Below are 15,193 nucleotides of genomic sequence, written 5' to 3'. Positions count from 1 at the left end.
CCAACGCTTGTTGCTCAATATCCCTAGAATTATGTCGAGTAAGCACAAGATCTTTAATTTCTTGATTATAGAGCAAAAATTCGTGAATCCCAATCCTACCTCGAAACCCAGTGTCAAAACATTCCGGACATCCTTGTGAGCGAAAGAATAAGGTTATCGAGGCAGGTAAGCGAAGGGCCCGTTTTTCTGTTTCGGATAACCTATACTTTGTCTTACAATGTTCGCATAACCGCCGTACCAAGCGTTGGGACAAAACCCCACTGACAGCTGCCGCTAGGAGATAAGGTTCTATCCCCATATCGACAAGCCGCACCAACGCCTCTGCTGCCGTATTAGTATGGAGGGTCGATAATACCAAATGCCCCGTAAGAGCAGCCGTTATCGCGATTCTAGCTGTTTCTTCATCTCGGATTTCGCCAACCATGATCACATCTGGGTCTTGCCGCAAGATATGTTTTAATCCAACTGCAAAACTGAGCCCTGCCGGAAGATTGACTTGAACTTGGTTTACTCCAGAAAGTTGATATTCAACAGGCTCTTCAATGGAAATAATGTTCTGCTCTTCAGAATTCAATTCTCTGAGCAGAGCATAAAGAGTTGTGGTCTTACCACTTCCCGTTGGTCCTACTACCAGGATTAAGCCATTCGGACGTTTCAACAAGGATTTTATCCCTATTTCCACCTCTAAACGCATACCTAGGTCATTAAGCGAACGTTGAGTCATCTCTTGGTCCAAAATACGCACAACAATCTTTTCTCCATAAACAGTGGGCATAGTGGACATACGGAAATCGACCTGCCGAACCCCCGCGCTGAACGCCATTCGACCATCCTGCGGGATTCGCCGTTCTGCAACATCCATTTGTGCCATGACTTTTAAACAAGAAACAATACTCCGGGCGGCTTTAGAAGAGAGCACGTGTTTTCTGAGGAGTTTACCATCTATACGATAACGTACGACAAACTGATTTTTACGAGGTTCCCAATGAATATCACTGACTCCTTGTAAAACCGCTTCATGCAAAATAGAGTAAACCAATTTGAGCGTGGGTGGATCATCAACTTGGGCATCGAACTCGGCAGAGCCAAGAAATTCGTTCCCCCAGATGCCTGGTTCTTCTAAAATATGGTCCTCGAGATCGGTAAGTCGGGCGACGGACTGTTCCACCGTCAAGTATTGGCGAATTGCTGCATGAATTTCTTCTGCCTTAGCAAAAACAGGTTCAACCTCTAATCCCGTAAACATTCGCACATCCCGAAGCGCCCGTTCGTGAGTGGGTTCTAACATAGCAACTCTTAAGATTCCTGAATGTCGTTCAAACGGAATGAGAGTATAGCGACGAGCCATTTCTTCGGGAATTTGCCCAGCAATTTCAGGGTCAATTATGACTCGGGTCAGCGAAACTTCCGGAATGCCCAAATATCTACGCACGGCTTCTGATAACCTTGCTTTGGGCAACACCCCCATTCGCACAAGGACATCCCCAATTGGTTCTCTGCCACCTAGTGCAAACTCCAATCCCACTGCCAAGCCTTTTTCGTCAATATAGCCATTAACGAGCAAAAACTGACTAAATTCAAGATGCTTTTCCATCGTTAGTAGTGCAGTTCCTGATAACTTATTAAAACCCAATTTCCAGTATCCAATTGCAATGTTTCCTCAATTTTCCGGATAGCTAAACCTGAACGCCCCTTAGAAATCACTTTATACCCTCCTTCAATTGACTCAATAACAATACTTACACGTCCAGTTTCCAGAGCAACGTTTCCCTGCCGAAGTTCTGGATTGACTAGCAGGTGAGCTTTTGCCCATTCAATTCCTCCCTCAGCAAGGTAAAGAGCCTGTCTACTTTGGGTTTCTCGTTTCACCATACGGTTCTCCGCATTAGCCTTTAGATAGACTTCTGTCCCAAACCCAGCTAAAGTGGTTAATAAAATGAGGATAAGTAAAGTAACATACCCTGTTGATTTCTGGTTAAAACCATTTACGTGAGTGGTGCCAGGCGAGTTATTGTTGAGTTGGAACGTTGCCGGATCATACTCCGCCAAATAACCGCTTGTCCCTCCACACTTGCTTGCAAGAAGATCTCCCAAAGTCCTGGCTCCACCTCCACGCATTTCCAGCCTGTTACATAACTCGCTACAGGCTGAGATGCCCCTAAATGTCTCCAATAGAGATCCCTTGTACCGTTGTGATCTAAGTCATCAACGAAATAGGAATCTAGAGACGGGGTGAGATTAGTGTCATCCGACAAGGGTAAAATTTTTAACGTTTCAAGTTCTGGAACCCATTCTACAGTTTCAGCCATTCGGATCACATCTGAGACTGTTTTACCGGCCGTCATCACGAAATAGTGAGCTTCTAACTGATTTTTAAGAGAACGCCCACCCCGCCATTGTCCTATGAAAAAGCCCATGGATATTATTAAGAAAATTCCGATAATTAATAAGGCAACTAAAACTTCCATAAGCGTTAACCCACGTTCAGAATAGCTAACATGTTTATTACAGCTATTCGACGGCATAAAGACTCTCAAGTTTAAACTGAGAAGGGTTGCCGTTTTCTATCCAAAAGACTTCCACACTAACTTTCAAAAGCTGAGGCATATCGTGCCAATCTGAACGAATGACCCACCGGAATCTTCCTTCGTGTCCTTCCACCATCCCTCCGGGTTTGCAATCTTGTCGAGCAAGATTATCTCTCCAATCATGGCTCGCCAATCGCTCCATAATTTTCTGAGCAAGATTGGCACCCTCCATAAGGGTAGAGGCTTGTCGGGATTCAGCAACTGCGCCCTCTGTCAAACCAAAGAGAGTTGCAAACCCTAGAGAAAAAAGAAACAAAGCAAGTAATACATCAAACAATACATACCCCCGAGAAGTATATGCTCGTTTCGTCATCATCCCTCCTTGTTATTTTCAAGTTACTTCGTAAGCCATACTCGGATCATGATTGAATCTTTTCTAGGACTATAAAGCTGTTCTTGCTTTGACCCGTCCCAATCCATTAAGTTGATAACTCTTTGTGGAATCAAAAGGATCTTGTAGAACCTCCTTTAAATAGGGACCACACCATCCACTTACCCCAATTGGGGAGTAAACCAGATCCGTAACCCTCAGAGGAAACGTTCCTACATCAATCTTGTAAAGCTGAGCAGCTCCTTCAATTTTGGTTACATTTGCGAGATCCACCTGAACCCTAACTCGATTCGCGGCTGAATCGAAATGAGGGGTAAAGGTGGTTAAGAGAACTCCCATTATGGAAAGAACAAGGAGAAGTTCCCACAATGTAAAACCACTTTGCGTTTCTTTTTCTCTTTTCAAGGCCTCACTCCTTATTAACTTCTCAATTGTCGACAATTCTTAAATTTATGTTTGATCCGCAGTTACAATTCTCAACATTACCAGCTACATTGCTTTTAATTCTTTTTGATTTCTCTACTCTTTTTTAAATTCCTTCCGACTCGACATATCTTTCTTATAAGTACTTTCTATTGTCATCGTCCCTTATTTATTCTCATAATAACGCGCTAATCTCCGCTTTAAAACAAGAAATCTGACAAAGATCCCATGATCTCTGCCAGATTTGAATTCTTTTTAAAGTCCTACGAGTCAGATTATATAACCTGTTCCCAGGCGTTTAATATTTCCGGATCAGTACATTCCTTAGAAATAACCGCTTGTCCGATCCCTTTAGGCAGAATAAGAATTTTTCGTCCTCCTTGGTTTTTCTTATCTGTTTGCATGTGTTGCAACAAAATTTTAGGGTCTAGCCCTTTTCTAGCAATCTTGGTCGGTAAACCAAAATTAGTCAGTAATTGCTCAACTCGACTAACCTCCTCAGAGGTCATGAGTCCTTTGATTTTTGCTAAATAGGAAGCTGCTACGAGCCCAATACTAACCCCTTGACCATGGGTCACTCCGCGATAATTCATTTCCGTCTCTAAGGCGTGCCCGAAGCTATGTCCTAGATTCAACAAAGCACGTATCCCTTGCTCGCGTTCATCTTCAGACACTATCCCTATCTTAACCGACGAAGATCGTGTCACCATTTCGCTCCAAATCAAAGGATCTCGTTGCTTAATGCTTTGTTCTTGTTTTTCAAAAAACTCAAAGAGGTCCGGATTTGCACTCATCGCATGTTTAATGCTTTCTGCTAGCCCATTTTCAACTTCTGCCCAAGGTAAACTTTCTAAGGTCTTGAAATCCGTCCAGACTGCCAACGGCGGATGAAAGGCACCCAGAATATTTTTCCCAGCCGGATGATTTACGGCTACTTTTCCACCGATACTACTGTCAACTTGTGCTAATAGCGTCGTAGGAACTTGGATAAAACGTAGCCCTCGCATGAAGACACTAGCAAAAAAACCAGCCAAATCCCCAATTACCCCTCCTCCGAGAGCAATGACGAGAGTCTTGCGGTCCGCACCACAACGCAGAGCCGCCGTCGTTAGCTGACTTAACCGTTCCAGCGATTTTTCGCTTTCTCCCGCAGGGACTGTCAATAAATTAACGCGATAATCAAGCAGACCTTTCTTAAGACGTTCTGCGTAAAGCTCCGCAACTACCTGATGCGTAATGATCAGAATGTGCTCTACATCTTTAAGTTGAGCATGAAGGTACTCCCCTAGATCTTCGATAGGCACTCCTAAAAATACTGGGTACGGTTTATCTGCGATAACTTCAATCTTGTGCAACTCCTCTAAATTCATTGTTAACACTCCTTCCAAGCCGATCAAGAATCTCATTTACAACTTCATCAATATTTTTTTCGGATGTGTCTACCATAAAGTTAGCCTGAGCGTAGCATCGTTGGCGTTCAGACCATAATTTTTCTATCTCCTCTTTTGGGCCCTTGAGAAGCGGGCGGTCATTTTTATGACCTATTCGCCGAAGAATTGCTTCTAGTGAAGCATGAAGGCCAATGACAGTCCCATTATTAGCCAGCGCCTCCCAATTGAGCGGGTTCAATACGGTTCCTCCTCCTGTTGCAATAACGATATGCTCTAGTTGACTGAGCCTCGCAACCACAATACTTTCTTCTGAGCGAAAACGCTTCTCCCCATGACGACGAAAAATTTCGGTCACGGTCAGATTTGTAACTTCCCCAATTTCGCAATCAGTATCGACAAAATCCCATGCAAGCGCTTGGGCTAAGCGCTTACCAACCGTACTTTTGCCGGTTCCCATGAATCCTATGAGAACGATGTTTCGCATGGAGATCAATCCTCTCGCTGATTAATACAATCGTTTTGATGAACACAAATCGCACATATAGCCCTAAGCCCTAATAAGTCCAATCCGTAGAATTAGTTTTACCCTACAACCTACGTAAGTGTTCCTTATAATCCTCCCATGTAGTTTTTAATTCTATAAAGCTATCTGCGGGGAATTTCTCAAGGACCGCTTCAGCGATTACCCAAGCCACCACATGTTCCAAAACAACTAATGCGGCCGGCACGGCACAAACGTCCGATCGTTCTACACTGGCCTTTATCGTTTCTTTGGTTTCCAAATGGACTGTATCTAAAGGGTGATAGAGGGTCGGAATAGGTTTCATGACTGCTTGAAGGATAATGGGTTCCCCGTTGCTCATTCCTCCTTCAATCCCTCCCGCATGGTTAGAAGCTCTAGCAAAGCCCCGACCTGGGCGATAAGTGATTGGATCATGCACTAACGAACCCACACGTTCTCCTGCTTCAAATCCAAGCCCAAAAGAAACCCCTTTCATCGCTTGAACTGAGAGAACCGCTTGAGCAAGTTTTCCATCTAACTTTCGGTCCCAATGCACATGGGATCCTAACCCTGCTGGGATATTATACACTTGCACCTCTAAGAGTCCTCCCAAGGATTCACCCTGATCTCGAGCCGTGAGGAGTTGTTTATCCATCAATTTTTCAGCAAGTGGATCCCCTACCGACCACTTGGACTGTTTTACCTGCTGCCAATACTCTTCCTTATCTGAACGCAACGCATGAACACCGCCCACCGCTAAAACATGCCCTCTAATTTCCACTCCGAGGGCAGTCAAACCTTGCCTAACAATATTTCCTATCCCTACCCGCATGGCAGTCTCACGTGCACTTGCTCGTTCGAGGATATTTCGAACTTCTGTACGATATTTAAGGTAACCCGTTAAATCAGCATGTCCTGGCCGAGGGGTTAACACTTTTCGGCTATCTAAGTCAGCCGATTCTCCCCAGGCCATGATTTTTTCCCAGTTTTCCCAATCACGGTTAAGGATCTCCAAAGCGATTGGTGCGCCTGTACTTAATCCTCCTCGAACTCCGGAAATAATTTGTATCTCATCTTGTTCAATAGCCATTCGCCCACCACGTCCAGGTCCCATTTGGCGCTGCCTTAACGCCATATCAATTCTATCTTTAGATATCTCCATTCCAGCCGGAAGTCCTTCTATAATACCGACTAGCTTTTGGCCATGTGATTCTCCAGCCGTTAAAAAGCGCATCTACTATCCCTTCTCTCTATCTTTAATCGTTTTCTCTAATCCGCATCCCTACTGGAGCTACAATAACGCTTCTTCGCTTACCCGAAGGGGTTGTCAAGATAATCGTTGTTCCTACACTTCGACCAGAAGCATTAAATTCTAAATCTTGTGGGCTTCCGAGAAATTGGATCCCATCTTTGAAATAGACGTCTTTAACCCTCGTGCCTTGTTTAAAAATCTGATAATGATGATCCCCCGTTTGATGGTAAAACTTAACCGAATACCAGTTATTTTCCGCAAGCGCAGCCTGCCGGGCATCACGAATTTCTGCCAACAATTGTGTTGTAGCGAAGTCTAAGCGTTCTTTTTCAAAGTTTATTGGAAGCTTAATCAGAAGAACAAAACTCGCACCCGCTAATAGCATCAATACAAGGATCATTTCTAGAAGCGTAAATCCAAAATCTTCCCCTTGTTGATTTGGCATTTTCTTCATCCCTCTAACTCCAACCGTTACCCTTTGTCAAACATTCTCTGAAAGAGCTGACTTTTCAACGCTTGTCGCATTTCCTCGACAGGAGCCTGTCCACCGAGCCAGAACTCCCAAGCTAAAGCTCCTTGATACAAAAGCATTCCTAGTCCGTTGAGCGTACGACAACCTCGTAGTTTCGCTTCTCTTAAAATGTCCGTTTCTCTCTGATTAACGATAATATCAACCACGAGCGCCCGATTTGAAATCCCATTAATGGAAAAGGGAAACGATTCATTGAGTAACCCTCGGGAGGTAGTCTGAACTAACAGGTCCACATCCTCCAACCATTTTCCCGGAGCAAATTCTCCCGATGTCGCAGTTCCTCCCCAGCGTTGAATCACTTGAACTAATTGCTCGGCCTTTTCTGGAGTCCGATTAATAATATGTAAAGACATTCCTTGCTCTGCCAGTGCCAGGGCAATTCCCTTTGCCGCTCCACCAGCACCGAGAAGGACTGCCTTTTTTCCTTGAAAACCGTTGATTTCCGCTTCTACGGACCGAACAAACCCCGCCCCGTCCGTGTTGTGACCAATTCTTTGCCCCTCGTGGATTTTCACTGTGTTTACAGCACCAGCGCGCCGGGCTTCTGGGGTTAAGGTATCGAGAAGGGAAACGATGGGTTCCTTGTAGGGTATTGTAACATTCCAACCCGAAAACCCCAGAGCACAAAGTCCCCCCACTGCCTCAGCCAATTGATTGGGCTTTACTCGAAAACGATGGTACTCTGCTTTAACTCCTAAAGCTTTGTATCCCGCATTATGCATCCAAGGAGAAAGTGATTGCTGAATTGGATCACCAATCACTGCAAAATGTTTTTCCAGTTCATCCTTATTTTTTTCCATTTTTATTCCCCCGTCCTTGTTGACATCAAGGATATCATGAATATTCAGCTGATACCAACCCTAAGTTATGTACACCAAAATAGTGCGCGAGCCCTTGAATTCAAAAAGTAAACAAAAGGAATGGCTAAGCCATTCCTAGATGCTCAATGAATTTTTGGGCTGAACGGTTTCGCAGGTGCAAAATGCTTCATTAGCCAGACAAGTACTTTCTCCATCCGACGCATAAAGCGTGTTCCGATAAATTCATGATCATTGATGGGTGTGACCAAAATCGTATAAAGGCCCAGCCGATTCCCACCCAGGATATCTGTGAACAACTGATCTCCGATCACAGCCGTATCCTTCTGCCCAGTCTCCAAAAGGTCCATTCCCGCTCGAAAAGCTCTTCGGCGTGGCTTTGTCGCTCCGAAAATAAAGGGTATTCCCAAGCGATCAGCAACCACCGCTACGCGTTGACGTTTACTATTGTTTGATACTACGCAGGCCCGAATTTCTGCTTGCTTGACTCTCGTAAACCACGCCTCCACTTTAGGACCCACTTCGACATTATTCCACGGAGTCATGGTATTATCTAAATCGATAATTAGCCCACGGATCCCATCTTGAACAAGTTGATCTACCGAAATAAGATCGAGCGAATTAGCTTGAAGTGTCGGTCGAAAATACTCAAACATTGAATCCTCCAAAGTGCCGAAGTTTATTATATATTATACCCTAGAGGAGGCCGTGAGAGCAAGTAAAGGACTTATCTATTTGGATCAATCTTTCCCATCTCTTCCATTAATTTTTGGATAGCTTTCTTCTCAATGCGTGATACATACGACCGGGAAATCTCCAAAGCTTTGGCAATTTCTCGCTGAGTCCGTTTCGGGCTGTTCATTAATCCATAACGCAATTGAAGCACTAATTTTTCCCTTTTCGTCAATTTTTTCACAAGTTCAAGTAAAGCTTTTTGTTCCGATTCATTTTCAACCTTCAGGGAGATGTCCTCTTCGTTCGAACCCAAGACATCGATCAGTGAAATTTCATTCCCCTCTTTGTCCATCCCAATCGGATCGTAAATGGAAACCTCACCGCGGGATTTTTTTAAGGACCTTAAATGCATTAAAATTTCGTTTTCAATACAACGGGCAGCATAGGTGGCGAGTTTTGTCCCTTTTCCCGGATCAAACGTATTAATTCCCTTAATTAACCCAATCGTACCAATCGAGATCAAATCGTCCCCATCCTCCCCGGTTCCATCAAATTTCTTGACAAGGTGAGCCACTAACCGTAAATTGTGTTCCACTAAGGTATTGCGCGCGTTTTCAACTTCGAGGGTTAAAATAAAGGGTTCTGTTTTACTATCACCAAGAATTTTCAAATAACGCGCTTCTTCCTGCTCATTTAAGGGCTGGGGAAAGGCATTATTGTTAATATACGAGACTAGTAAGGAAACTCCCTTCAGAACAGAGAGTGCCATACTGACAAAAAATAGTTCCGCGAACATCTTCACCACCCCTTTCGCACTGTTCTAATACTTATGCTTGAGGGGAGGAGAATTTGCCTATCCACAATGACCGTCGTTTAAATAAAATCAATCTCAAGCGGCATCTTCTCAATCACGTTCTTTAACTCCGGCCAACAATCCTTCGTCGTTTGTATCATGACTTCTCCTAATTCTTTATTTGTTGTGGTGACAATGCCCAGATGACCCAATCCCTCCACCAATTTGCATAGCATTTGGATTTCTGTGCGGTCTATGCGTGCTTTGATGATCGTATCTATTTCAGAAAACAAGGCATTCGCTTGCACTACATGATTCATCCTCTTATCTCCCTTATTCCTATCCACTTTTTCTCGATCACTAGAAAATTAAGATAATTATCATTAAACTAATTATCTTAACTACGCTTATGCTTTATTTTTTGCGGCTGTTAAGAAACTCAATCTCAAACGGCATCGTTTCGATGGCCTTTTTTAAGTCTGGCCAGCAATCCTTCGTCGTTTGAATCATGACTTCACCAAGTGCTTTATTTGTCGTAGTCACAATGCCAAGGTGCCCTAAGCCCTCGACCAGCTTATCTAACATCTGCATGTCTACTCGTTCTAAGCGCGCATTGACTATAATATCAGTATCCGCATATCCAGAACTTGCCTGCACAAAAGGATTCATTTTATTATCCCCTCATTTCCAATCGCCCTATCTTTTTTCGTTCTTTGCCCTCCGCAAAATACTATACGGCAGAATTCTCGCTGGAACTGCCATCCTAATTTTTTGCTGGGCATGACGAGCGATTTCTATAGGTTCCCCCTCAGTATCCCACATCTCCTTGACCTCGAAGGACCAGGACACTCCCTGGGGGGTAAGCACTTCTAAAATCTCTCCACGCCTGAAGTGGTTCCTTTGTTCTATCCAGGCCGTATCTTTCTCAAAAGGTTCAGTAATCTTTCCAGCGTCATCCTCACTTAAACTCACCCCGACGAAATCATAATCTCGCACATAATGGGAGGACTCTAAGTTATGTGACTTAGCCCCCGGCTTACCAAAGAGAAACCCCGGAGAATAATCCCGATGGCTCACTTTATCCATCTCTTCTAACCATAGAGGGAGCTTGTCCTGAAAAGCATCCTCTCCCTCATCCCACAACGTATCTATTGCTTCCCGATACACTTTGACCGTACTGGCAACATATTGAACGCTTTTCATCCGCCCTTCAATCTTAAAGCTGTCCAGGTCAATAGGCTTCAACAAAGGCAAATGTGGCAGAAGACACAAATCATGTGAGTTAAAGACATACGTTCCGCGTTCATCTTCCTCAATCGGAAAGCTTTGATCCGAGCGCTTCTCCTCCACCAGGCTATATCCCCAGCGGCAAGGCTGGGTACACTCGCCGCGATTGGCATCCCGCCCTGTTAAATAGTTGCTCAACAAACAGCGACCTGAATAGGACATGCACATCGCTCCATGGATAAAAATCTCCAGTCCGCCCTTCACTTTGAAACGCATTGCCCGGAGTTCCTCAAGTGACAGTTCCCGAGCGAGCACGACACGCTCTATCCCTTGCTTCAACCAAAATCGAACAGAATAGGAATTCGTATTATTGGCTTGGGTACTTAAATGCAAAGGTAATCTTGGGACTACTTCTTGGGCCATGGCAATGATGCCTGGATCAGAGACAATAGCTCCATCGACACCTAGGCCTTCTAATTGTTTTAGATAAGCCGGAAGTTCTTCAAAATCAGGCTCATGAGCAAAGATATTCACCGTCACATAGAGCTTCTTGTCTAACCCATGCGTCCATTGCACAGCCTTTTTCATTTCCTCTAGACTGAAGTTCCCAGCATAAGCGCGAAGGCCAAACGCCTGACCACCCATATAGACCGCATCCGCTCCATAAGCCAGAGCGAATTTTAACTTTTCCCAATCTCCCGCAGGAGCTAACAATTCTGGTTTTCTCATGAAAATTCTCCTAACATTAACTCTAAACCCTTTAAATCAGCTTCCCCATAGTCTACCATAAACAACATAATATTAATAAGGTTTTCAGGCCTCGTAATATCTTTTGTAATATCTTTTAAAGTAAAACCTCTGCTCATTGGAATACTCTTAAATTAGTTTTTTCAATAGTTTGACAAAGTTTACGCAAACTTTAGACAATAGTGGTATTATTAGGGTGAAAGAAGATTAAAGGTATTAAGGAGGAAGCTGTTGATGACCGACCCTTTATTCTATCAAGGAACCGAAGATTATATTGTTTCTAATGATCTTCAGAATAGTGTCAACATTTCAGTCGCTTTAAAAAGACCCCTCTTAATTAAGGGGGAGCCAGGCACAGGTAAAACAGTCTTAGCGGAGAGCATTGCTCGTTCTCTAGGTCTAAACTTAATTATCTGGAATATTAAATCGACCACTAAGGCCCAAGATGGTCTTTATGTCTATGACACTGTTCAGCGCCTCTATGACAGTCAATTTGGGGAGCAGAATGTTTCTAACATTCAACAATACATTAAGCTAGGTAAACTCGGTGAGGCCTTTGAATCCAACGAACGGGTTGTCCTCTTAATTGACGAAATTGATAAGGCTGATTTAGAGTTTCCGAATGATTTACTCTGGGAATTGGACGTCATGAATTTTTACATACCCGAAACTGGAGAAACCGTCTCCTCCAAACATAGGCCGATCGTTATTATTACGAGCAACGCCGAAAAAGAACTACCCGATGCTTTTTTGCGGCGTTGTATTTTCCATTATATTGACTTTCCTGACCAAACCATGATGAAAGAGATTGTGCATGTCCATTTTCCAGATTTAGAAAATCAATTACTTGCCGAAGCCTTAAAAGCATTCTATTGGTTGCGCAGTATCACAGGTTTACAGAAAAAACCGAGTACCAGTGAACTTCTCGATTGGGTTCAAGCCCTGACGATCGGTGGTATCGAGCCCGATAAGATTGCTCAGGAAATTCCCTTCTTAGGGACCTTGTTAAAAAAGAATCAAGATTTTGATCTGACTTTGAGACAACTCCATACACGCGGTACAGAAGCTCCGTCTCGAGCCAAACGTGGCTGGTAGACTATGTATACAAACTTTTTCTATGCCTTACGTCGTGAGGGTATTCCTGTTTCTATCACAGAATGGATGACCCTTATGGAGGCGCTTTCGGTTGGTTTAGCTGAATCAAGCCTATCAGGGTTTTACTACTTGGCAAGAGCCATTCTGGTTAAAAGTGAAAGTCATTTTGACCAATATGATCTCGCTTTTCAGACGTATTTTCAAGGGATGGAAACCCCAGAACAATTATTGGATCAAGTTTCTCAATGGATGGAAAATCCTTTGCCTCCAAAAATGTTCTCTGAAGAAGAACGAAATGAGCTATTAAAAAAGTTAGGCTTGCCGGATTGGGAAAGTTTAAAGGCAGCTTTGGAAGAACGTCTGCGCACGCAAGATGGTGCGCATCATGGTGGAGGTAATTGGATTGGCACGGGCGGGACCTCGCCCTTTGGGCACTCCGGTTTTCATCCTGGTGGAGTGAGAATCGGGGGGGAATCCTACGGTCAATCCGCTGTGAAAGTGGCGACCGAGCGGAATTACCGAGACTATCGCAGTGATGAAACGTTAGGAGTACGCCAGTTTGAAGTCGCTTTACGCAAGCTGCGTCAGTTTAGTACGCGCCTTGATGGAGTTAAGGATCAACTAGACTTAGAGGATACGATTGATGAAACCTGTAAAAATGCTGGACGCTTAAAGCTTGTCTGGACAAGACCAAGAAAAAACTCTGTCAAAGTTATCGTTCTGATGGATGTTGGTGGTTCAATGACGCCTTATGCCAATATTTGTAGCCAATTGTTCTCAGCGGTTCATAAATCATCCCATTTCAAAGATCTGAAGTTCTACTACTTCCATAACTGCCTTTATGATCTTCTCTATCTAGATGCTTCAAATAACCCGAAAAAAGCCGTTAAAACAGAGGATATTCTGCGTTCGCTCAACTCTGATTATAAGGTGATTATCATTGGGGACGCTGCCATGGCACCGAGTGAACTGATGATGAGCGATGGTAACATCTATTGGGGTATTGGCAACGAGGAACCTGGAATCACTTGGTTAGAGCGTGTGGCTAAGAAGTTCCCCTACAACGTCTGGCTCAATCCTCTTCCAGAGAAGTATTGGGAACGTGTTCACGGCTCCCAAACACTAAAAATCGTGCGTGATATGTTCCCTATGTTTGAATTAACCCTCGAGGGCCTTGATCGGGCAATCAAGAAATTAATGGTACGCAAGTGAAAATCTTTTACACAATACCCCTTGACGAAACTCTGCTGCTATATTACAATTCAGTAAATTAACATGCAAGACAATGATGAGAATTAGTAAGTCTTTTGCGGAATGTTCTAGCGAGTCAGAAAAGGTGAAAGTCTGATACACTTCCCGTAGACTGAATGGATCTCAGAGTCGTAATCCGAACACGCTTTGGCGTCATTAGGTGATACCGGGGGTTTCCCGTTATAGAGACACGGATATCGAGAGGTCGACTCTCCGCATCTGCTTTTTATGCACGAGATTCACGGCTACTCCGTATCTAAGAACTTAAGTATGGGCTCATTTTGGTCCCATACGAAAAGGTGGCATAATGGAAATTAACTTTCCGTCCTTTGTAGGGCGGAAAGTTTTTTAGTTTCAAAAATAACAAAAAATGGAGGAATCCAACATGGAAAAAGGTTATTTCGGTGAATATGGCGGCAGTTTTGTTCCACCCCAATTACAAGATGCTCTGAATCAATTGGACGAGGCCTTTGAAACCTATAAGGATGACCCTGCTTTCAATGAGGAACTCGACTACTATCTACGCCAATACGTTGGTCGTCCCAATCCACTTTACTTTGCAGAGAAACTATCCAAACAATTAGGCGGAGCAAAAATCTATCTTAAGCGTGAGGACTTAAATCATACCGGTGCTCATAAAATCAACAATGTCCTCGGTCAAGCATTACTTGCTAAACGCATGGGTTCCAAACGAGTCATCGCCGAAACGGGTGCTGGACAGCACGGGGTTGCCACTGCCACGGCCTGTGCCCTATTTGACATGGAGTGCGTGATTTATATGGGAGAAGAGGATACTAAGCGCCAATCCCCCAATGTCTTCCGCATGGAACTTTTAGGAGCCAAAGTGATCTCCGTTACGTCAGGCACACGCACCCTTAAGGATGCTGTAGATGCAGCTCTAGGTGACTTTGCAGTTAACTACGAAACCACCTTTTATATGCTCGGTTCGGCCGTGGGGCCTCATCCCTACCCCACCCTCGTCAAACACTTCCAATCGATTATTTCACGGGAAGCACGTCAACAAATTTTGGAAGCTGAAGGGAAACTTCCAACGGCGGTCATGGCTTGTGTCGGAGGGGGAAGTAATGCGATTGGCATGTTTGCGAATTTCATTCCCGACGCAAATGTTAGACTGATCGGAGTTGAGCCAGCCGGTTTAGGGTTAGAAACCGGAAAACACGCCGCTCCCCTCACAGCTGGAGCACCTGGAATCGTGCATGGCTTCAAGTGTTACGTCATGGCAGACGAAAAGGGAGAGCCCCTCGCCACTCATTCCATTTCGGCGGGTCTCGACTATCCCGGTGTAGGACCAGAACACAGCTACCTGAAAGACATCGGCCGTGCCGAGTATGTAAGTATTACAGACCAAGAATCCCTCGATGCTTTCCACAGACTTTCTAAAACAGAAGGGATCATTCCTGCTCTAGAGAGTGCTCACGCGGTCGCCTATGCACTTAAGCTCGCCCCTACCATGAATCCGGACCAAATCCTAATCGTCAATCTATCCGGCCGCGGTGACAAAGACGTCGAACAAATCTTCAACCTGGCAAAGAAAATCTAATTAATAA

Annotated in this window: 19 protein-coding genes; 3 read left to right on the top strand and 16 right to left on the bottom strand. The window is 44.2% G+C overall.

Going from position 1 to position 15,193, the window contains the following annotated elements; translation table 11 throughout:
• The 16 genes from UF75_RS05180 to UF75_RS28000 form a co-directional block, all read right to left on the bottom strand.
• Positions 1-1,633, bottom strand: a 1,633-nt coding sequence (locus tag UF75_RS05180) for a type II/IV secretion system protein (protein WP_045573544.1), incomplete at its 3' end; no start/stop codon positions are given.
• Positions 1,597-2,049, bottom strand: coding sequence for a hypothetical protein (locus UF75_RS29855; RefSeq protein WP_242860118.1), 453 nt, complete (start codon positions 2,047-2,049; stop codon positions 1,597-1,599). The genes UF75_RS29855 and UF75_RS05180, both read right to left, overlap by 37 nt.
• Positions 1,986-2,525: a prepilin-type N-terminal cleavage/methylation domain-containing protein gene (locus UF75_RS05170; RefSeq protein WP_045573534.1), complete on the bottom strand. Its 540-nt coding sequence runs from the start codon at positions 2,523-2,525 to the stop codon at positions 1,986-1,988. The genes UF75_RS29855 and UF75_RS05170 overlap by 64 nt, the downstream gene beginning before the upstream one ends.
• Positions 2,512-2,904 carry a hypothetical protein gene (locus tag UF75_RS05165; protein WP_045573533.1) on the bottom strand — a complete coding sequence of 131 codons (393 nt, stop codon included), beginning with the start codon at positions 2,902-2,904 and terminating at the stop codon, positions 2,512-2,514. The genes UF75_RS05170 and UF75_RS05165 overlap by 14 nt, the downstream gene beginning before the upstream one ends.
• A gap of 66 nt (positions 2,905-2,970) precedes the next feature.
• Positions 2,971-3,324, bottom strand: coding sequence for a type II secretion system protein GspG (locus tag UF75_RS05160; RefSeq protein ID WP_242860117.1), 354 nt, complete (start codon positions 3,322-3,324; stop codon positions 2,971-2,973).
• 293 nt (positions 3,325-3,617) lie between these two features.
• Entirely contained in the window at positions 3,618-4,712 is a 1,095-nt protein-coding gene (gene aroB / locus UF75_RS05155; protein WP_045573532.1) for a 3-dehydroquinate synthase, read from the bottom strand.
• Positions 4,684-5,217 carry a shikimate kinase gene (locus UF75_RS05150; RefSeq protein ID WP_045573531.1) on the bottom strand — a complete coding sequence of 178 codons (534 nt, stop codon included), beginning with the start codon at positions 5,215-5,217 and terminating at the stop codon, positions 4,684-4,686. The genes aroB and UF75_RS05150 overlap by 29 nt, the downstream gene beginning before the upstream one ends.
• A 103-nt stretch (positions 5,218-5,320) precedes the next feature.
• On the bottom strand, positions 5,321-6,469 hold the full coding sequence (aroC, locus tag UF75_RS05145; protein WP_045573530.1) for a chorismate synthase: 1,149 nt from the start codon (positions 6,467-6,469) through the stop codon (positions 5,321-5,323).
• Positions 6,470-6,491: 22 nt separating this feature from the next.
• Positions 6,492-6,941, bottom strand: coding sequence for a type II secretion system protein (locus UF75_RS05140; RefSeq protein ID WP_348983028.1), 450 nt, complete (start codon positions 6,939-6,941; stop codon positions 6,492-6,494).
• 17 nt (positions 6,942-6,958) lie between these two features.
• A complete protein-coding gene (aroE, locus tag UF75_RS05135) occupies positions 6,959-7,798 on the bottom strand; it encodes a shikimate dehydrogenase (RefSeq protein ID WP_045573540.1) in 840 nt (279 codons plus the stop codon).
• Between the two features lie 164 nt (positions 7,799-7,962).
• Positions 7,963-8,493 carry a YqeG family HAD IIIA-type phosphatase gene (locus UF75_RS05130; RefSeq protein ID WP_045573529.1) on the bottom strand — a complete coding sequence of 177 codons (531 nt, stop codon included), beginning with the start codon at positions 8,491-8,493 and terminating at the stop codon, positions 7,963-7,965.
• Between the two features lie 71 nt (positions 8,494-8,564).
• Positions 8,565-9,308, bottom strand: a complete 744-nt coding sequence (gene sigK / locus UF75_RS05125) for an RNA polymerase sporulation sigma factor SigK (RefSeq protein ID WP_045573528.1) — start codon at positions 9,306-9,308, stop codon at positions 8,565-8,567.
• A 77-nt stretch (positions 9,309-9,385) separates the two neighbouring features.
• Positions 9,386-9,625: a DUF4911 domain-containing protein gene (locus UF75_RS05120; protein WP_045573527.1), complete on the bottom strand. Its 240-nt coding sequence runs from the start codon at positions 9,623-9,625 to the stop codon at positions 9,386-9,388.
• Positions 9,626-9,719: 94 nt separating this feature from the next.
• On the bottom strand, positions 9,720-9,974 hold the full coding sequence (locus UF75_RS05115) for a DUF4911 domain-containing protein (protein WP_045573526.1): 255 nt from the start codon (positions 9,972-9,974) through the stop codon (positions 9,720-9,722).
• A gap of 27 nt (positions 9,975-10,001) precedes the next feature.
• Positions 10,002-11,261: a U32 family peptidase gene (locus tag UF75_RS05110; protein ID WP_045573525.1), complete on the bottom strand. Its 1,260-nt coding sequence runs from the start codon at positions 11,259-11,261 to the stop codon at positions 10,002-10,004.
• Positions 11,258-11,398, bottom strand: a complete 141-nt coding sequence (locus UF75_RS28000) for a hypothetical protein (RefSeq protein ID WP_156146236.1) — start codon at positions 11,396-11,398, stop codon at positions 11,258-11,260. Before UF75_RS28000 ends, UF75_RS05110 begins: the two co-directional genes overlap by 4 nt.
• 115 nt (positions 11,399-11,513) lie before the next feature.
• Between UF75_RS28000 and UF75_RS05105 the strand changes: the two genes are divergently transcribed.
• The 3 genes from UF75_RS05105 to trpB all read left to right on the top strand — a co-directional run bounded on the left by UF75_RS05105 (position 11,514) and on the right by trpB (position 15,186).
• Entirely contained in the window at positions 11,514-12,374 is an 861-nt protein-coding gene (locus tag UF75_RS05105) for a MoxR family ATPase (RefSeq protein WP_045573524.1), read from the top strand.
• Positions 12,375-12,377: 3 nt separating this feature from the next.
• Positions 12,378-13,586, top strand: coding sequence for a VWA domain-containing protein (locus tag UF75_RS05100; protein ID WP_045573523.1), 1,209 nt, complete (start codon positions 12,378-12,380; stop codon positions 13,584-13,586).
• A 424-nt stretch (positions 13,587-14,010) separates the two neighbouring features.
• On the top strand, positions 14,011-15,186 hold the full coding sequence (trpB, locus tag UF75_RS05095) for a tryptophan synthase subunit beta (RefSeq protein WP_156146234.1): 1,176 nt from the start codon (positions 14,011-14,013) through the stop codon (positions 15,184-15,186).
• The last annotated feature ends 7 nt before the right edge of the window (positions 15,187-15,193 follow it).

Source organism: Desulfosporosinus sp. I2 (assembly GCF_000960765.1).
Taxonomy (GTDB): domain Bacteria; phylum Bacillota; class Desulfitobacteriia; order Desulfitobacteriales; family Desulfitobacteriaceae; genus Desulfosporosinus.
The sequence above is the reverse complement of the archived record's forward strand: the minus strand, read 5'-3'. Positions and strand labels throughout refer to the sequence as shown.

Bases quoted from the DNA above. Each gene is read 5' to 3' on its own strand.
- UF75_RS05130 (WP_045573529.1), bottom strand. From the start codon at position 8,493: ATGTTTGAGTATTTTCGACCGACACTTCAAGCTAATTCGCTCGATCTT.
- aroB (WP_045573532.1), bottom strand. From the start codon at position 4,712: ATGAATTTAGAGGAGTTGCACAAGATTGAAGTTATCGCAGATAAACCG.
- UF75_RS05100 (WP_045573523.1), top strand. From the start codon at position 12,378: ATGTATACAAACTTTTTCTATGCCTTACGTCGTGAGGGTATTCCTGTT.
- UF75_RS05150 (WP_045573531.1), bottom strand. From the start codon at position 5,217: ATGCGAAACATCGTTCTCATAGGATTCATGGGAACCGGCAAAAGTACG.
- trpB (WP_156146234.1), top strand. From the start codon at position 14,011: ATGGAAAAAGGTTATTTCGGTGAATATGGCGGCAGTTTTGTTCCACCC.
- UF75_RS05170 (WP_045573534.1), bottom strand. From the start codon at position 2,525: ATGCCGTCGAATAGCTGTAATAAACATGTTAGCTATTCTGAACGTGGG.
- UF75_RS28000 (WP_156146236.1), bottom strand. From the start codon at position 11,398: ATGAGCAGAGGTTTTACTTTAAAAGATATTACAAAAGATATTACGAGG.
- sigK (WP_045573528.1), bottom strand. From the start codon at position 9,308: ATGTTCGCGGAACTATTTTTTGTCAGTATGGCACTCTCTGTTCTGAAG.
- aroC (WP_045573530.1), bottom strand. From the start codon at position 6,469: ATGCGCTTTTTAACGGCTGGAGAATCACATGGCCAAAAGCTAGTCGGT.
- UF75_RS05115 (WP_045573526.1), bottom strand. From the start codon at position 9,974: ATGAATCCTTTTGTGCAGGCAAGTTCTGGATATGCGGATACTGATATT.
- UF75_RS05110 (WP_045573525.1), bottom strand. From the start codon at position 11,261: ATGAGAAAACCAGAATTGTTAGCTCCTGCGGGAGATTGGGAAAAGTTA.
- UF75_RS05165 (WP_045573533.1), bottom strand. From the start codon at position 2,904: ATGATGACGAAACGAGCATATACTTCTCGGGGGTATGTATTGTTTGAT.
- UF75_RS05120 (WP_045573527.1), bottom strand. From the start codon at position 9,625: ATGAATCATGTAGTGCAAGCGAATGCCTTGTTTTCTGAAATAGATACG.
- UF75_RS05140 (WP_348983028.1), bottom strand. From the start codon at position 6,941: ATGAAGAAAATGCCAAATCAACAAGGGGAAGATTTTGGATTTACGCTT.
- UF75_RS05105 (WP_045573524.1), top strand. From the start codon at position 11,514: ATGACCGACCCTTTATTCTATCAAGGAACCGAAGATTATATTGTTTCT.